A 17,380-nucleotide genomic window follows, 5' to 3' on the forward strand; every position below is an offset into this window, starting at 1 on the left:
GGAGGGGGGCGAGTGTCGCGCCGGAGGGCGGGCAGGGAGACGGGGCCTCGCTGGGACGCGAGGAAGGACTCAGGAGGCGCGGGCTCTCGGGGTCTGCTGCTTGTGCACGGCGATCGCCTGCTCGAGCTGCTTCAACAAGCGGGCGGACTCACCGGGCTCCAGCGGACGCTGGCCGAAGCGGGCCTCGAGGTAGCGGCGCGTGAGGGGGGAGACCGCGGGCGCCAGCGGATGCGCCTCGCGGGTGAGCCGCGCGGACACGTCCTCGAGCAGCTCGCCGTCCTGGGGGCGCAGGCCCACCGCCGCGAGCCGGCGCTCCACCGCGTCCACGAAGCGCGTGGCCTCCCGGGTCCGCGCCCGGGGCTTGCGCCGCGAGTAGGCGAGCCACCCGCGGTACACGCCCCAACCCACCACCAGGGCCGCCAGCCAGGCGCGCAGCGGCGGCAACTTCATGCGCTCCTGCTCCTCGGGCTGCTTGGGCGGGCGGGTCAGCTCGCGCATGAAGTTCATCTGGTCGCGGAATGAGTAGTCGACCACCGACGTACGCCACGCCGACTCAATCGCCTCGTAAAGGGAGATGAGCGACTCGAGCATCTGCGGCGACTGGTTGGCGCGGAACGCCGGAGGCGTGGCGTCCACCGTGACGAAGCCCCGCCCGGGCACCAGCACGTGCGTCCAGGCGTGCGCGTCTCCGGCGCGGACGATGTACTCGTCTCCCACGCGCTCGCCGCCGAAGAAGCCCGTGGCGAGCCGCGCCTCGAAGCCCTGGGTGCGCAGCATCAGCGTGAGCGCCGTGGCGAAGTGCTCGCAGTGGCCCGCCTTGCGCACGAAGAGGAAGTCCACCAGCGGATCCGCCACGTCCCCGCCCAGCTCGAGCGTGTACGTGTACTCGCGCTGCAGCCAGCCCGAGAGCTTGTTGGCCGCGGCCAGTGGATCCTTCTCGTCGCCCACCACCTGATGGGCCAGCTGCTCCACGCGCGGATCCAGGTTGTCCGGCAGGGCCAGCAGCTGATCCATCTCCAGCTGAGCCAACTTGCCCGGATCGGCCTGGACGTCCGGCGGCAGGCTGTACACCTCGTAGGCGTAGCCGAGCCCCTCCACCACGAAGCGCAGCTCGTCGCCGCCCAGCTCCTGCAGCTGGGTGCGCTTGTCGCCCGTGGACGTGTGCACCAGCGCATTGCCCAGCTTCGCGGGGGTCTCCAGGGCGATCAGCGTGCGGCTGCCGTAGGCGGGCAGCAGCTCTATCCGCTGGTACACCTGCTTCTCCGCGCCCGGGCGCAGCGTCACGCGCGTACGGCTGCGCTTGCTCGGCGCGCCGATCGTCGACCACTCCTGCCCATCGAAGGTGTCGTAGGTGCGGCCCAGCCAATAGGAGCCGAGCTGCTCGGTGGCGACGGGGTCCGGCGTCAGCTTCGCCCGCAGCACCACGCGGGGGTTGCTCTTGAGGGTGCCCGAGCCGCCCAGGCGCACGGTGTCGGCGAAGCCACTGGTGGCCGTGCCGAGTCCCGGAGAGGCCCGGCGCACGCCCATGTTCCAGTTGAGGCGGGGGAAGAGGACGAAGAAGGCCACCGCGCCCATCATCGCGATGACGGTGCCCCTCGCCAGCGGGCGCATCACCTGTGGCACCGGCACCGGCTCGCCCGGGGGCACCGCCGCCTCCACCACCCCCAGGCCCAGCGAGAGGCTCGCCAGCACCGCGAAGGCCAGCAGGCACACCGCGAAGAGCAGCTCACCGGAGAGTGCCGCGCCGCCGGCGATCATCAACAGGCCGGCCAGCAGCACCTGCCCGTCCGTGGAGGGGCTCGTCTCCGACAGCATCCGCTGCGAGGCCACGAGGCCCGCGAAGGAGCAGGCGGCCACCACCAGGTCCATCTGCCCCGCGGCCACCGCCAGGTACAGCGCGCCGGCCACCGGCAGCAGCAGCGCCGCCGTCAGCCGGGGTGCACGGGCAAAGGGGCGCCGGCCCAGCAACGCCGTGAGCAGCGCCACCCCCACGAGCCCGAGCGCCCAGACGGGCACCAGGCCGGACACCGCCATGGAGGCGAAGGCCGCCCCGGTGCCCAGGTCCCTCAACAGGAGTCGCAGCCGGTGGGGCCGGTTCATGCCGCCTCCTCGCGCTGCTCCTCGAAGCCCAACCACGCCAGGGCCCGGAGGAGGGTGCGCTCCTGCCCGCTGCCCGCGCCCGGACGCAGCCGCTGGCCGGGCACCTCCAGCCCCACCTCATGGCCGGCCTCGAGGAGACGGTGGGCCTGCTCGGCCACCTCCTCGCAGCGCCGCTCCAGCGCGTCCCCGGCCAGCCCGGCCTTCACGTCGAGGATGTACGTGCGGCGCTCCTCGCGCTCGCGCTCCACCTTGAGGAGCTTCCCCGCCGAGGCGCTCTTGAGCCAGTGCACCCGCCGGGCGTCCTCGTGCTCGCCGAGCTCGCGCAGGCCCGCCACGTCCCCGGTGCCGTCCTGCCGGTGGGGGTTGTTGGCCTCGCCCACGTGCCCCACGGCCGCTTCCCCGGGGTCCGCGCACCCGAAACCGCGCCGCGGGTAGACGAGCAGCGTGCCCTCCAGTGGCAGCACGCGCGTTTTGGCGAAGAGGCCCAGCGGCCAGGTGGTGGTGATGCGCACGCCCGTGAGCTTCACCGGGCCGCGCCGGGGCGCCGTGAGGTCCGCCCGCACCACGTGCTCCACGCCCGCGGGCAGGTAGCCCACGCCGCCCTGGCCGCTCAGCGGCGAGTCCTCCTCGGAGAAGGTGAGGGCGAAGGCGTGCCCCTTCTGGCGTGTCACGCCCCAGCGGAAGGCGAAGGGCTCACCCGCGAACGCTCCGTCCGTGCCGACGCGCCGCACCTTCAAGTCCCGGAGGCAGCGCTCGGAGAGCACGCCGGAGAGGATGATGACGCTCAGCAGCAGGCCGAGCACCAGGTACAGCAGGTTGTTGCCGGTGTTGAGCGCGCCCAGGCCCACGCCGAACGTCACCACGAGGTAGGTGCGGCCCATGCCCGTCACCTTGAGGGTGCGGGGCGGACGGAGGGCGGCCTTCAGGCGCCGCCACCACGAGGCAGGCGGAGGGCTCACCGGGGCGCCGGGACCTTCCGGGAGACCTCCTCGAGCAGGTGGGCCGCCTCGTCACGGGTGTAGGCGCCCTGGGTGGCGCTGCGCAGCAGGAGCCGGTGGGCCAGGCACGGCCCGAGCACCGCCCGCACGTCCCCGGGCGTCACGAAGTCCCGCTCCTCCCAGAGCGCGTGGGCCCGGGCGGCCATGCCCAGCGCCAGCACCGCGCGGGTGGAGGCGCCGCGTTCAATATCCCCATGGGCGCGCGTGGCCTGGGCCAGCCGCACCACGTACTCGGCCACGGCGGCGTCCAGGCGCTGCGCCGCCACCTGGGCGCGCAACTCGCTCAGCTCCTCGGGGGTGCTCACCGCCGCCAGCGCGTCCATGGGCGAGTGGGCGTCGCGGGTGGTGAGCAGGCGGGCTTCCACCTCGGGCGAGGGGTGGCCCAGCGACAGCCGCATGAGGAAGCGGTCCAACTGCGAGTCCGGCAGCGGATAGGTGCCGGAGAAGTCCACGGGGTTCTGCGTGGCCACCACCGTGAAGGGGCGGGGCAGGGCGTGGGTGGCGCCGTCCAGGGACACCTGGCCCTGGGCCATGGCCTCCAGGAGCGCGGACTGGGTGCGCGGCGGGGCGCGGTTGAGCTCGTCGGCCAGCACCAGCTGCCGGAAGAGCGGGCCGGGCCGGAAGGTGAAGGTGGCCGTCTGGGCGTGGAACACCTGGGCGCCGAGGATGTCGGCCGGCATCAGGTCCGCGGTGAACTGGATGCGGGAGGCGGAGAGGGCGAAGGAGCGGGCGAGGGCTTCCACCAGCGTCGTCTTGCCCACCCCGGGGACGTCTTCCAGGAGCAGGTGACCACCGGCCACCACACAGGTGACGGCGATGCGGACCTCCTGCTCCTTGCCCTGCACGGCCAGCGAGAGATTGGCGGCCACGCGCTCGAGCGTGGTCCTCGCACTGGCGGGGGAGGGAAGGGGAGTGAGGGCTGCTCGGGCAGGGGCGTTCATCTGGGCCGCCACTCTACCCCAGCCATGCCGTCCCGGAATCCCCCCTCACGGGACGGCACTACCGCGCATTGCTCAGGCCAGAACTTCTTCTGGCGTGTAGTACGCGCGCGGCGGCGCGACACTGCCCAGGCTCATCCCGAAGTAGCGGAACATCCGCTCGTGGTGCCCGGCCAGCCCCCGGAACTGGACCTTGCGGTCCTCCAGTCCGTGGGTGATGACGGCCACCGCGGAGTCACGGAATTCGCGCAGGTGGGTGAAATCCACCACCACTTCGCGCGAACCCAGTTCCTCCAGCGAGCTGCGCAGCAGCGTCGCGGTCCGGCCATCCAGCGTGCCCGTGAGTCGCAGGGTCAACCGCCCCGCGAGTTCTTCCCGTTGAATCTCCAGCCCCGCCATGGTTCGTCTCTCTCCATTGAGCCGCATGCGTCCCTCGGAGCCGGGCAGTGTCGGGCAGCCCGGTCCGGGGTGGAACCACCCACCCCGGCGCACAAAACCGGCCAGCGCACAGTGCGTCCAATTCGTTGGGAAAGACAGTCACATCCCTGAAAAAGCCGACTTACTGTCTGACACAGGGCGCACCCCGTGTTGGCCAGTCATCATCCCGGGTCGCCCACTGTCTTCTTCTGCTCTTCCAGCCGGGTCAGCTCGCGTGCCTGCTGGGCCTTCAGGCGGCGGAACTCGCGCATCACCTTGGCCGGGTAGCCCTGCATGAAGCGGTCGCGCACGTCGCGCTTGGCGAGGATCTTCTTCGCCAGCCCCGGGCCCGCGTTGTAGGCCACCAGCGCCCGCTCCGGCGAGCCGAAGCGCTCGATGAGGTCCGCCAGGTAGGCCGTCCCCAGCTCCACGTTCGTCTCCGCGTCGAAGAGGTTGGTGTGGCGCTGCAGCTTGAAGCCCGCCTTGTCCGCCAGGTAGATGCCCGTGTCCGGCATCACCTGCATCAGCCCCATGGCCCCCACGTTCGACTGCGCGTAGTTGTTGAAGGAGCTCTCGCAGCGGATGACCGCCACCACCAGGAGCGGATCCACCCCGTTGCGCCTGGCCTCGCGGACGATCGCGATGGAGAGCCGCCGCTGCTGGCGCTCGGGCAGCTGCGAGGCCTGCACCGCCGCCGTCACCCCCATGGCCTCGGCCTCCGCGTAGAGCGTGGCCTCCTCCTCCAGCCGCGCCAGGTTGGCCTCCTGCTCGGCCAGCTTCGCGCGCAGCTCCACCATCTCCTGACTGTTCTGCCCCGGGAAATAGGGCTGGAAGGCCGACGCCGCCGTCCCCACCAACACCCCCGCCATCACCATCGCCACCGTCCACCCTCTCATTCAACCCTCCCCACGCACGCCCAACGGGCCGTGCGTCCCTTGTGTGGCCGATGCCGCCGCACAAAGCAGTCACCGTGCCATGCGGGCAACCTCCTGGAATCACGAAGGGCGCCGGCGCGGTGGGAAGGGGCCTTCCGGAAAAAAAGTCCGGATTGGGAACGGCACTGCCCACAACGGGACTGTCGAAACGAGGGGTTGCCGGGGCCAGCCGGGCGACCCAGCTTTGCGCCCGGTCCCCGCGGGCTATGGGGAGAGGAGTGGGCGGCGTGTACTGGACGATGAGTGCGATCCTGTTCGTGCTGTGGGTGCTCGGCCTGGTGAGTGGCTCCACCGAGGGACGGTGGGTCCACCTCTTATTGATCTTCTCCATGGTGACCCTCATCCTGGCCCTGGCTCGCCGGGGCCGCGGGGCGCTGGCATGAGCCGCCGGGTCCCCGCAATCATCGACTTGGAGCTGCCTCGGGACGCGAGCGGCTTCGTGCGGCGCGAGTGCCCGCAGTGCCGGCGCGACTTCAAGACGCGCCCCTGCCGCCACGACGCGAGCATCCTCCAGCGGCGCCTGGCCTCGCTCTTCCCGTTCGAGAACGCGCACGAGAGCTTCGACGAGGTGCACGACGGGTGGTGCCTCTACTGTGGCCACCGGGCGCCGGGGGACGAGTGGCTCACCCCCGCGCAGCAGGCCCACGTCGAGGCCCTGGCGCGCGCCTGGGCCAACCACGTGCGCTACGAGCAGCTCGCCTACGTGTCGCGCACCCTGTCGCTCAACCCGCGGCCCACCTTCGTCAGCGTGGAGCCGGAGGCGCTGCCCGGGCCCATGCCCCAGGACACGGATGACCTGCGGATCCTCCCCCTGGTGTGCTGTGGCGAGGAGGTGAAGGCGCTCTGGGACTGGGAAGGTCCGCTCTACTGCCCGCGCTGCGGCTCCCGGCACGGGGGCTTGAGCGGCCGGCAGCAGATCCACCTGCAATTCGTCGAGGAGTAGGCACGGAGTGGACGCGGGCGGGGCACCCGGGCAGGCTCGGGGCCCATGTCGCGAACCCTCCACTGGGGCGTGCCGCTCGCCCTGCTGCTCGTGGCCTCGAGCGCGGGCGCGCACGACGCGGACATCCTCTACGCCCAGCTCTGGCGCCCCCAGGCGGGCGGTGCCGAGGTGCGCGAGCGCCTCACCCTCACGGCGGACACGCTCGCCCGCCTCATCCCCGCGGACGCGGATGGGGACGGGGTGCTCACCCAGGCGGACCTGGACGCGCGCGCCCCGGCCCTCGCGGTGGGCATCTGGGACGCCCTCCCCCTGAGCGCCGGGGGCCAGCCCTGCACCCGCACCGGCGTCACCGCCCTCGCGCGCGAGTCCTACGTGGAGCTCGGCGCCACCTTCTCCTGCGCCCCTGGAGCGCTCCGCCAGCGCTTCTCCCTGCTGTCCCTGCTGCCGTCCCAGTACCGGGTGGTGCTCGGCAGCGACGTGCAGGGCGAGCAGGGGCAGACCTTCGCGGATGCCTCCCAGCCCACACTCGTGGTGTCCGAGCCCGGACAGCCGGAGCGGCAGGCCGTCTCGGGGCTGCTCGACTGGGTGGGCCTGGGTCTCACCCACATCTTCGGGGGGATGGATCATCTGGCCTTCCTGCTGGCCCTGCTCCTGGTGGGCGGGAGCTGGCGGCGGGTGCTGCTGCTGGTGACGGCCTTCACCGTGGCGCACTCCCTCACCCTGGGGGCCACGGCGCTGGGCTTCATCCCCCTGGACGAGGCGCGCGCGCGCTGGGTGGAGGCCGCCATCGCCGTCTCCATCATCTGGGTGGCGCTGGAGAACCTGGTGCTGCGCGAGCACCGCCACCGGGCCCTGCTCACCTTCCTCTTCGGGCTGGTGCACGGCTTCGGCTTCGCCAGCGTGCTGCGCGGCTATGGCCTGGGGGACTCGGTGGTGACGGGCCTGTTCGGCTTCAACCTGGGCGTGGAGCTGGGACAGGCGGCGATCGTCGCCGTGCTGCTGCCCGTCGTCTGGCTGGTGCAGCGCCGCCCCGTGTTGCACCGCAGGGCGGTGCGCGCCCTGTCGCTCCTCATCCTCTCGGCCGGAGGGTATTGGCTGATGGAACGCGCTCTGGGGCCGATCGGTTGAATCCTGGCGCCCTCGTCCCTAGGTTCCTCCCGGGATTGGGGGCAGGACCTGGGGAGGGCCGATGGGTGCAAGGCATACCCGCTTGGCTGCGGCACTGGCCGCGGCGTGGGAATCCGAGGTGGTGTCGGCGCGGCGCATGACGATGCTCGCCGAGCGCCTGGGCGATAGCCGCGGGCGGGCGCGGCTGATGGTACTGGCGGCGTTCTGTAGAGCACACGCCTCCCGGCTCCTGGCCCGGCTGGCGGCGCTCGGGCGCGGGCCCCTGCCCGTTCCCCCCGAGGAGATCAGCCTCGACGACGACACCGTGCTGGAGCTGCGCCGGGAGGGGGCCTTCGCCCGCGCCTCGGCCGCCCGGTACGAGTCCACCGCCGAGCTGGCCCGCCAGCACGCGGACCTGTCCAGCGCCTGGGTCTGCGAGCTCAACCGCACCGAGGAGCAGGATCGCTCCCGGGAGCTCTTCGCCCTGGCCGAAGGGGCCGCCCAGGCCGCCGCCGAGGGGACGACAGCCTCGATGGCCGCCGCTCCGGCGGATAGCTGACAGCCCGCTCGCCTTGGGCGTAAAAAGGGGGCATGCCCAAGGCGGAGAGCTACAACGATCTGATCTTCCAACTCGGCGACCTCGCGAGGGATCGCCTGGCGGGCAAGCCGAACTGCCCCCGCACCATGGACCGCGTCTACCGCGCCGAGGCGGCCCTCGTGGCCCGGCGCGACGAGCTGGCCGCGCTCGAGCAGCAGATGAATGACGAGGACGCGGCCTTCCAGGACTTCGTCGCCCAGTGTGACGAGGAGCGGGCGGGCCAGCTGGAGATCGTCAAGAAGTGGAAGAAGGCGGTGGACGCCGTGGAGGGGCAGACGAAGACCCTCCGCAAGACGCTGACCAACCGCCGCGCAGACCTGCGCTACGCCCAGGACGCCCTCAAGCAGCTCGAGAAGAAGCTGGCCGACGTGGAGCTCTCCACCACGGATGCGTCCAAGCTCGCCCTGGGCCGCGACAACCTGAAGAAGAACCGCATCCAAGCCATGCGCCTGGCGCGCGAGGTGGAGGACTTGGAGCGACAGGTCGAGACGGCCCTCACCCCCAAGCCCGGCCAGCCCGGCTCACCCGGCATCCTGGCGCACAAGCGCATGCTGGAGCTGGAGGACGAGCAGACGGCCCGCAAGGAGGCGCGCGACCAGGCCATGGCGGAGCTCGACCAGGCGATCGCCGAGAAGGAGACCGAGGTCCAGGCCGCGGAGGATTATCTGGACCAGGCGTTGTTCCTGCTCGGCGAGGACGTGTACGCGCAGCGCATCCAGGACGCGCAGCTCGTCCCGCTCTACCCGCGGTTGGATCGCGCGCAGTGAAGCACCCCCCCTCCCTGCGTGCTTGACGGTGGGGGGCAAGCTGCTACATTGCGCCGCTTCCTGGCGTCCGGGGACTGAAGTCGGACGCAAACCGTTGAAAACATTGATGTTTTCGTGCGAGACGCACGAGTTGTGAGGACGACGTGAAGGGTCTGATTGGTAAGAAGATTGGGATGACCCAGGTGTGGAACGACGAGGGCAACCTCGTTCCCGTGACGGTGGTCGACGTCAACACCTGCCAGGTCGTGGGCAAGCGCACCCCCGAGAAGGACAAGTACTCGGCGGTGACGCTGGGCTTTGGCGTGGTCCGCGAGAAGAGCCTGACGAAGGCCGACGTGGGCTTCTTCAAGAAGAGCGGCGCGCAGCTGCGCCGTCACCTGAAGGAGTTCCGCGTGTCTCCCGAGGAGGCCGCCGGCTTCACCGTGGGCGAGGCCGTCAAGGCGGACCTGTTCACCAAGGGCCAGCTGGTCGACGTCACGGGCGTCACCAAGGGCCGTGGCTTCCAGGGCGTCATGAGGCGCTGGAACTTCAAGGGCACGCAGACGAAGACGCGCGGTGCCCACGAGTACCGCCGTCACCCGGGCGCCATCGGTCAGCGTAAGACGCCTGGCCGCGTGTACCCCAACAAGAAGCTGCCCGGTCACTACGGCGTGGAGCAGGTCACCACCCAGAACCTGGCCGTGGTGGACGTGGACGTGGAGAAGGGCCTGCTGCTCATCAAGGGCACCATCCCCGGCCACAACGACGGCATCATCATCGTGCGCCCCAGCATCAAGGTGGCGCTGCGCGAGCAGCACAAGGCGGCTCGCACCAAGTAAGCCGTAAGCCCTGTGTGTGCTCCCTCCCTCGATGAGGGGGAGGGCCGGATCATCGTCCTACCGCGACTCCAGGCACCGCCACAGGGTTCCTCTGAACGCCCCGCTCCGGCTACCCACCGGGCGGGGCGTTCGTGTTGCGGGCCACGGAAGCAGGCCCGAAACGTTGGCCAGCGGGCGCTGCGAGGGCGTGTGCATTCGAAAGCACACGGGCGGTGAAGCCTGGTCCCTTGCTCCCGGGTGATCGCATGCCCACATGGATGCGCCACACGGCCATGACTCAACGCTTCCTTTTCCGTTTCGTTTCGCTCGCCCTGGGACTGACGGCGCTGACGGCCTCCGCCCAGGAGCAGGTGCTGGAGCCCACCGCCGTGCGCCACCGGCTCTTCTCTCCCGAGGAGCACCTGGAGGCGTCCATCACGGTGGGCCTGCCCGCGCGCGAGTACCTCACGGCGCACTACAACCTCAACGTCGGCGTCGCCTACAACCTCTTCAACACGTTCGCCCTGGAGGGACGCGCCGGCTACGCGCTCAGCCGCCACACGGGACTGGCGCGCTCCCTCTCCGAGAGCTTCCTCGCACGCGAGGACAAGAAGATCACCGACGAGCTCGAGGACATGTGGGAGATGGGGGCGCACGGCGTGCTGGGGGCCCGCTGGGCACCCATCTACGGCAAGTTGTCGCTGCTGGCCGACCAGACGGCGCACTTCCAGGCGTACCTCTGGGCGGGCGGCGGGCTGGCCTCGCTCAAGCGCCAGTCCGTCATCCAGTGCACGCAGGTGGTGAACCGCGACCTGGGCATCTGCGACAACCGCACGAACCCGGACGACGCCTCCACCGCCACGCAGTCCTACTGGCGCACCGAGTCGCGCATCGCCCCGGTGGTGTCGGGCGCGGTGGGCTTCCGCTTCTTCGTGTCGAGCGGGCACGCCGTCCGCTTCGAGCTGCGCGACTGGGTCTTCGCGGACCAGTACCGCGTGAACGTGTCGCGCGAGGACTGGGAGGCGGGGCGGGAGAGTGGTGCGCCCGCGCGCAACCCCGGCCTCACGCACCTGGTGCAGTTCGACCTCGGCTACTCCTTCCTCTTCTGAGGCTCACGTCTCACATGCGATCGACTTCGCTCTTCGCGTTCCTCCTGGCCGCGGCCGCCGCGCCGGCGCTCGCCCAGGCTCCCGCGTCCGAGAAGCCCACGCCCTCGGAAACGGCGCCCATTCCCGTGAAGCCGGAGCCCCGGCAGCAGCGGCCCATCGAGCCCGAGCAGCCCGCTGCGGAGCCCGCGCCCTCCGTCGAATCCCAGCCGCCGGTGGCGCCGCCGGTGGCGCCGCTGGCCACCTCCGAGCCCACCGGGCTCCAGCCGGTGTCCGCTCCCGAGGAGCAGGTGCTGGTGAACGGGGCTCCGCTGCACAACCCGAACGTGTCCGTGCACGTGGTGCAGAAGAAGCGCTTCGCGGACGAGGGCCGGCACGAGCTCACGCTCTACCCGATGGTGGCGCAGGTGAATGGCCGCTTCACCGAGCACTTCGGCACCGCGTTCCACTACACCTACCACCTGCAGGAGAACTTCGGCCTGCAGCTGTCCACCCAGTACAACTGGTACTCGAACGAGAGCCTCTTCAACCTGGAGCTCATCGACAAGGTGCGCGAGCAGGCGCAGGCGGCCTCGGCGCTGTTGCTGCTCTGGGGCGTGCAGGCGGGCGTGGAGGTGACGCCGCTCTACGGCAAGTTCGCCTTCTACGACAACCACCTGTTGCAGTTCAGCCTCGTGCTCAGCGGCGGCGCGGGCCTCGGCTCCACGCGCGTGCTCGTCCGCCCCGAGGTCTCCAACGAGGTGGACGGCAAGACGTTCACCGTCCCGGCGCGCTTCGGTGACACGGGCTCGAAGTTCCTCGGCTCGGTGGGCGGCGGCTTCCGCGTGCAGTTCGGCGACTCCATGGCCCTGCGCCTGGAGGTGCGCGATCAGGTCTACACCGCCCGCGTGGACCGCGTGGACGGGTGCAGCCTGCAGGACTTCCAGAAGCTGGAGGACGGACGGAGCAGCGGCACGCCCTTCTCCGAGCTGGGGCTCACCGGGAGCTGCCAGTACCAGCGGTTCGACGGCGTGGACCCGAAGACACACAAGAACTACCGCGAGGACATCGTCCTGGGGAAGGACCTGGTCGGCAACCCCTCCTCGGACGTGCTCAACAACCTGAGCTTCTACGGTGGCTTCTCCCTTCTCTTCTGAGGCCCGCGCCATGCACCGATTGATTCTCGCCACCTTCGTTGTCTTCGCGCCGCTGGCCGCTTCCGCGCAGCAGCACGACATGAACGCGTACAACCAGGCGCTCGCGTCCCTCAACGCGGGCAAGCTGGAGGACGCCGCCTCGCGCTTCTTCGAGCTGGCCTCCAACGCGACGGACTCCGACGTCCGGGACCGCTCCGAGCTCTATCTGGCGCAGGCCTTCGCCCGGAAGGGCATGCACGTCAGCGCGCTCGTCACCTACGCGCAGATCGTGAAGGCAGGCCCCACGCACCCCTCGTACCTCCAGGCGGTGGAGGGGCTGGTGGACGTCCAGCAGAAGCTCAACGAGCAGAACCTCGTGCCCAACCTCCTCGACAAGGCGTACACGCCCGAGGTGGAGAACCAGTTCGTGAAGTTGCCCCGCGAGGTGCTCGCGCGCGTCAACTACCAGGTGGCCACCATCCGCCAGCGCCGCGGCAAGTTCGAGGAGGCCCGCGCGCTGCTCGAGTCGGTGCCGTCCGACAGCCGCATCTACGCCCGGGCGCGCTACCTGCTGGGCGTGGTGCTGGCCGACCCGCACTTCCCGGGCCGCCCCACCGAGGCGGAGAAGCTGGACGCCGACGCCCTGGCCGCCTTCCATGCCGCGCTGGACGCCAAGGGCCCGCAGCTCGGCCATGACGAGGTGAAGCAGCTCGCGCAGCTGGGCCTCGGCCGCCTGCACTACGGCCGCCACGAGTATCCGCGGTCGGTGGCCGCCTACGAGGCCGTGCCGCGCTACGCCCGCTTCTGGGATCAGGCCCTCTTCGAGAATGGCTTCGCCCGCTTCCAGGGCGAGGACTTCGGCGGGGCGCTCGGCAGCCTCCAGGCGCTGCACGCTCCCCAGTTCGAGGGCGCCTTCCAGCCCGAGTCGTGGATCCTCAAGGCGACCGTCTACTACTACAGCTGCCTCTTCGACGAGGTGAAGACGACGCTCGCCGCCTACGAGAAGCTCTACGAGCCCATGGCGAAGCAGCTCGAGCCGTTCGCCGACGAGAACATGGAACTGCTGAGCGCCTACAACCTGGTGGCGGCGGAGAACCGGCGCCTGCCAGGCCCCGTGTACCTGTGGATCCGCAACAACGAGCGCATCCAGGACGTGATGCGGATGATCGCCCAGGTGGACGCGGAGAAGCGCATGGTCAACGAGGAGAGCATGTGGCGCGGCACCGGGATGGCGCCGGAGATGGGCTCCTCGCTCGAGGAGGTGCGCGGCACGCTGATGCAGATCGGTGGCGCCTTCGCCAAGAGCCGCCTGCTCGAGGCCGCGCAGAACCTCCGCACCTTCGCCGACCAGGCGGAGATCATCCGCGTGCAGACGGCGCTCGACGAGAAGGATCTGCTGCTCGCGGGGGTGGACCAGAAGGCGCTGCTCAAGAGCCAGTCCATCTATCGGCCGAAGATGCCCGGGGCCGCGTGGAACTACTGGAAGTTCCAGGGCGAGTTCTGGCGCGACGAGATCGGCTACTACCAGTACACGCTCAAGCGCGGCTGCCCGGCGAAGCTCCAGGGCCAGGCCCAGAAGTAGCGCCGGCTGAACAATGACAAACACTCGAGGGGCGGGCCCGCGCAATTCCGCGCTGGGTGCCGCCCCTCAGCACTTCTCATTCCAACACCGCGTTTCTACTTTGCGGTGTCCCTTTCGGTGGGTGGTGAGGGAGGCGATGGGGGCGACCCGGCTTCATCTGGAGCTCGGGGCGGATGGGACGCGCACGTCGCGGACCTGCCGCCGGGCGCCCTCGTTTCAATTGGACCCACCCCAGGAGCTCGCATGAAGGCGGTCCTTCGTTTCGGTGCGCTGGCGGTGGGTGTGGCGCTCACCGCGGGCGGAGCAGGGGAGGCGGCCCAGCCCTCGCGCAAACCCGCGCAGGCGGCGGAGTCCCGCAAGGGCGGCAAGGGCGCGGCGCGTCCGGGGGCCTCCAAGCAGGAGTCCTCGAAGCCGGAGGCCGCCCGGCAGGACGCCGCGCGTCCGGAGTCCGCGGCACGCCAGGAGTCCTCGGAGCGCGAGCCCGAGCGGCAGGGGCCGGCCCGCATGGGTCCCGCGCGCATCGGCCCCTCGTCCTCGGACAACACGCCCCGCATCGCCGACGCCCAGAAGGACGGGCTGGCCGATCGCAAGCGCGACGAGGCCATCGAGGGCTTCAAGCGCCTCATCCCCAAGCTCCAGGAGGGCTCGCACCGCCGCGCGGACATGATGTACCGCCTGGCCGAGCTCTACTGGGAGAAGTCCAAGTACCTCTACCAGCAGGAGATGAACCGCTACCTGACGGCGGAGAAGGCCTATGACGCCGCCACCGCCCGGGGCGAGAAGCTCGACGCGCCCCAGCAGGAGCACCGCGACAGCGAGCGCTACCGCGCCGAGACGATGCACATCTACGAGGACCTGCTGCGCGACTACGCGGACTGGCCCCAGCGCGACGAGATCCTCTTCTACCTCGGCTACAACCTGCAGGAGCTCAACAAGCGCGACGAGGCGGTGAAGCGCTACCTGCAACTGATCGAGGAGTTCCCCCAGTCGCAGTTCGTCCCGGACACCTACGTCCAGCTGGGCAACCACTTCTTCGACAACAACAAGCTCAAGGAGGCGCGCGACTACTACGAGAAGGCCCGCGCCTCGAAGGTGCCCAAAATCTACGCCTACGCCGTCTACAAGCTGGCGTGGTGCGACTACAACGCGGGCGCCTACGACGAGGGCCTCGCCCGGCTGCACGAGGTGGTGGACTACGCCGGGCAGCGCGGCGAGGAGATGGGTGACCTCCGCACCGAGGCGCTCAACGACGTCATCGTCTTCTACGTCAAGCTCGACAAGGCGAAGGAGGGCATCGCCTACTTCAAGCAGAAGGCTCCCGAGAAGCGCCAGGAGCGGCTGATCTCCAAGATGGCCGCCCAGCTCATGGACGTGGGCCTCTACGACAGCGCCATCGAGACGTACCGCGTCCTCATCCACGACAAACCCATGGGCCCCGGCGCGCCCGACTACCAGCAGTCCATCGTCCGCTCCTACGAGGGCCTGCGCCAGCGCAACCAGGTGCGCGCCGAGATGAAGCACATGGTCGAGCTCTACCGGCCCGGCAGCGAGTGGTGGGAGGCCAACGCCGGCAACAAGCCCGTGCTGCGCAACGCCTTCAGCGTCACCGAGGAGGCCATGCGCGTGATGGTGACGGACTACCACCAGGAGGCGCAGAAGACGCGCCAGGTGGAGACGTACCGGCTCGCCCGCGACATCTACAAGGAATACGTCGACACCTTCGCCACCAGCGAGGATCCCGAGTTCGTCTCCGACTCCGCCTTCAACATGCGCTTCTTCTACGCGGAGATCCTCTGGGCCCTCGAGGAGTGGGAGGCCGCCGCCGCGCAGTACGACGCCGTCGTGGCCTTCAAGATTCCGGACCGGGACTCGGCCCGCGAGGTCGCCAACGAGCAGTACCGCAAGAGCGCCTCCTTCGCCGCCATCATGGCCTACGACAAGCTCGTGAAGATCGAGCGCGGCCAGCTCACCAGGAGCGACCTCAAGGACGGCCAGAAGGTCGACGAGAACAAGTCCAAGGGCCAGATCGAGAAGAAGGGCCGCATCACCAAGAAGGACACCGACCAGGCCGAGGAGCCCCTCACGCGCTTCGAGGACCGGCTCGTGGCCGCGTGCGACACGTACAACCGCCTCTTCCCGGACAACCCGGATGAGATCGATCTGCGCTACCAGTCCGCCCTCGTCGTCTACGACCGCCACCACTACATCGACGCGGCCCGGCGCTTCGGGGAGATCATCAACAAGTTCCCCGCCGAGCGTCGCTCGCGTGACGCGGCCGACCTGACCATGTACGTGCTCGAGTCCCGCGAGGAGTGGCTCGAGCTCAACAAGCTGTCGCGGCAGTTCCTCGCCAACGACAAGCTGCTCAAGCCCAGCCCCGAGTTCGCCGCCCGCGTGGCCCGCGTCGTCGAGGGCTCGCAGTACAAGTGGATCCACGAGGTCGTCTACCAGAAGGAGAAGAACCCGGCGAAGGCCGCCGAGCTCTTCCTCGACTACGTGAAGGAGTTCCCCAAGTCGGAGAACGCCGACCGCGCGCTCACCTCGGCCATGGTCATCTTCCAGGAGGCCGGGCAGATCGACCGCGGCGTGACCGCTGGCGAGCGCGTCCTCACCGACTACCCGGCCAGCATCTTCGAGCCCAAGGTGCGCTACACGCTCGCGCGCCTCTACGAGAAGGTCGCCGAGTTCCGCAAGGCCGCCGCCATGTACGCCGCCTTCGTGGACGCCCAGGACGCCGCCTCCCGCGCCGTGGAGGCCCGCAAGGCGAAGGCCCAGGCCAAGGCCGAGCCCAGGAAGGGCAAGGACTCGGGCAAGGACGCGAAGGACAAGGAGTCCATGTCCGGTGGCGTGCCGAGCGCCGACGAGGCCCGCGCCCACAAGGACGAGGAGCGCCGCGCGCTGCTCGCAGAGTCCGAGAAGTGGGTGCCCGATGCCCTCTTCAACGCCGGCCTCTGGTGGGAGGGCGTCGGCGAGTCCGACAAGGCCATCTCCGCCTACCGCTCGTACATGAGCCGCTTCAAGGACCGGCCGGACGTGCCGCAGCTCGCCTTCAACATCGGCCTCGTGCTGGAGAAGGACGGCAAGACGGCCGAGGCCGCGCGCGCCTTCGACTCCTTCGCCGAGACGTACGGGCGCGACTCGCGCACCGCGGGCGGACAGGTGTACCTGGCGCGCTACCGGCAGCTCATCGCCTACCGCAAGCTGAAGAACGCGCGTGACACCGAGCGCGTCCAGGGCGAGCTCGTCCGCAACTGGGCGAAGCTCTCCCCGCAGGAGCGCCAGAAGCCGGAGCTCCTCAACGCCTACGGCCACGCGCGCTTCCTCGCCGTGGAGCCCGACTGGCAGCGCTACGTGGACATCCGCTTCAAGCGCGTCGCCACCATCCGCCGCGATCTCGCCGCCAAGCAGCAGGCCATCCAGAAGCTGGAGAAGGCCTATGTCGACGTGCTCGCCACCGGCTCGGGCGAGTGGGGCATCGCCGCGCTCACCCGCATCGGCCTCGCCTACGCGGACTTCGCCCGCAACATCACCGAGTCGCCAGACCCCGCCGGGCTCGACGAGGACCAGCTCTCCATGTACCGCGGCGAGCTGGAGAACCTCGCGCTCCCGCTGGAGGACAAGTCCAACGAGGCGCTCGAGAAGGCGCTGACCAAGGCCTATGAGCTGTCGCTCTACAACGAGTGGACGCTCGCCGCGCAGGAGCAGGTGAACCGCTTCCACCCGGGCGCCTACGCCCAGGTGCGCCAGGTGCCCTTCCGCGGCAGCGAGTTCTTCGTCACCGCCGACATGGCCAGGGACCCGGGGATTCCCGACACCAGCCAGGCCGGGGTTACTCCGGCGCCCGCCGCTCCGGCCACGCCCTCCGCTCAGGAGCCCGCCGCTCCGGCGGCTCCCGGGTCCGCTCCGTCCACGACGGGCGCGGCGCCCTTGCCGACCACCGCTTCGGGGGAGGCCCAGCCGTGAAGGTGACGCACATG

15 protein-coding genes are annotated in these 17,380 nt (G+C 70.1%); 10 read left to right on the forward strand and 5 right to left on the reverse strand.

Features of this window, described 5'->3' with window-relative positions:
* Nucleotides 1-69: 69 nt before the first annotated feature.
* From ACJ8AN_RS07755 to ACJ8AN_RS07775, 5 genes are all read right to left on the reverse strand, one after another.
* The gene (locus tag ACJ8AN_RS07755; protein WP_407754604.1) at nt 70-2,100 is read right to left on the reverse strand and encodes a DUF3488 and DUF4129 domain-containing transglutaminase family protein; all 2,031 of its coding nucleotides are present in this window, start codon (nt 2,098-2,100) and stop codon (nt 70-72) included.
* Nucleotides 2,097-3,059: a DUF58 domain-containing protein gene (locus ACJ8AN_RS07760; RefSeq protein ID WP_407754605.1), complete on the reverse strand. Its 963-nt coding sequence runs from the start codon at nt 3,057-3,059 to the stop codon at nt 2,097-2,099. Before ACJ8AN_RS07760 ends, ACJ8AN_RS07755 begins: the two co-directional genes overlap by 4 nt.
* Complete coding sequence (locus ACJ8AN_RS07765; protein ID WP_407754606.1) at nt 3,056-4,039, reverse strand: AAA family ATPase; 984 nt, start codon at nt 4,037-4,039, stop codon at nt 3,056-3,058. The genes ACJ8AN_RS07760 and ACJ8AN_RS07765 overlap by 4 nt, the downstream gene beginning before the upstream one ends.
* Before the next feature lie 72 nt (nt 4,040-4,111).
* Nucleotides 4,112-4,435, reverse strand: coding sequence for an STAS domain-containing protein (locus ACJ8AN_RS07770; RefSeq protein ID WP_407754607.1), 324 nt, complete (start codon nt 4,433-4,435; stop codon nt 4,112-4,114).
* Between the two features lie 200 nt (nt 4,436-4,635).
* Nucleotides 4,636-5,349 carry a lytic transglycosylase domain-containing protein gene (locus ACJ8AN_RS07775; RefSeq protein ID WP_407754608.1) on the reverse strand — a complete coding sequence of 238 codons (714 nt, stop codon included), beginning with the start codon at nt 5,347-5,349 and terminating at the stop codon, nt 4,636-4,638.
* Between the two features lie 278 nt (nt 5,350-5,627).
* Here ACJ8AN_RS07775 and ACJ8AN_RS07780 point away from each other — a divergent pair, with 278 nt between their 5' ends.
* The 10 genes from ACJ8AN_RS07780 (at nt 5,628) to ACJ8AN_RS07825 (ending at nt 17,366) form a co-directional block, all read left to right on the forward strand.
* Complete coding sequence (locus ACJ8AN_RS07780; protein ID WP_407754609.1) at nt 5,628-5,771, forward strand: lmo0937 family membrane protein; 144 nt, start codon at nt 5,628-5,630, stop codon at nt 5,769-5,771.
* On the forward strand, nt 5,768-6,331 hold the full coding sequence (locus ACJ8AN_RS07785; RefSeq protein WP_407754610.1) for a hypothetical protein: 564 nt from the start codon (nt 5,768-5,770) through the stop codon (nt 6,329-6,331). The genes ACJ8AN_RS07780 and ACJ8AN_RS07785 overlap by 4 nt, the downstream gene beginning before the upstream one ends.
* 45 nt (nt 6,332-6,376) lie before the next feature.
* Nucleotides 6,377-7,459 (forward strand): HupE/UreJ family protein, encoded by a 1,083-nt coding sequence (locus ACJ8AN_RS07790; protein WP_407754611.1) that lies wholly within the window; start codon nt 6,377-6,379, stop codon nt 7,457-7,459.
* A gap of 82 nt (nt 7,460-7,541) precedes the next feature.
* Entirely contained in the window at nt 7,542-7,997 is a 456-nt protein-coding gene (locus ACJ8AN_RS07795; protein WP_407754612.1) for a hypothetical protein, read from the forward strand.
* A gap of 32 nt (nt 7,998-8,029) precedes the next feature.
* Nucleotides 8,030-8,803 (forward strand): hypothetical protein, encoded by a 774-nt coding sequence (locus ACJ8AN_RS07800; protein ID WP_407754613.1) that lies wholly within the window; start codon nt 8,030-8,032, stop codon nt 8,801-8,803.
* A 143-nt stretch (nt 8,804-8,946) separates the two neighbouring features.
* Nucleotides 8,947-9,621: a 50S ribosomal protein L3 gene (gene rplC / locus ACJ8AN_RS07805; protein WP_407754614.1), complete on the forward strand. Its 675-nt coding sequence runs from the start codon at nt 8,947-8,949 to the stop codon at nt 9,619-9,621.
* A 272-nt stretch (nt 9,622-9,893) separates the two neighbouring features.
* The gene (locus tag ACJ8AN_RS07810) at nt 9,894-10,709 is read left to right on the forward strand and encodes an outer membrane beta-barrel domain-containing protein (protein ID WP_407754615.1); all 816 of its coding nucleotides are present in this window, start codon (nt 9,894-9,896) and stop codon (nt 10,707-10,709) included.
* Nucleotides 10,710-10,723: 14 nt separating this feature from the next.
* Nucleotides 10,724-11,842, forward strand: a complete 1,119-nt coding sequence (locus tag ACJ8AN_RS07815) for an outer membrane beta-barrel domain-containing protein (RefSeq protein ID WP_407754616.1) — start codon at nt 10,724-10,726, stop codon at nt 11,840-11,842.
* A 10-nt stretch (nt 11,843-11,852) separates the two neighbouring features.
* On the forward strand, nt 11,853-13,403 hold the full coding sequence (locus tag ACJ8AN_RS07820) for a tetratricopeptide repeat protein (RefSeq protein WP_407754617.1): 1,551 nt from the start codon (nt 11,853-11,855) through the stop codon (nt 13,401-13,403).
* Between the two features lie 243 nt (nt 13,404-13,646).
* Nucleotides 13,647-17,366, forward strand: a complete 3,720-nt coding sequence (locus ACJ8AN_RS07825; RefSeq protein WP_407754618.1) for a tetratricopeptide repeat protein — start codon at nt 13,647-13,649, stop codon at nt 17,364-17,366.
* Nucleotides 17,367-17,380: the final 14 nt, after the last annotated feature.

The organism is Archangium sp., from assembly GCF_045802675.1.
Classification (GTDB): Bacteria; Myxococcota; Myxococcia; order Myxococcales; family Myxococcaceae; genus Archangium.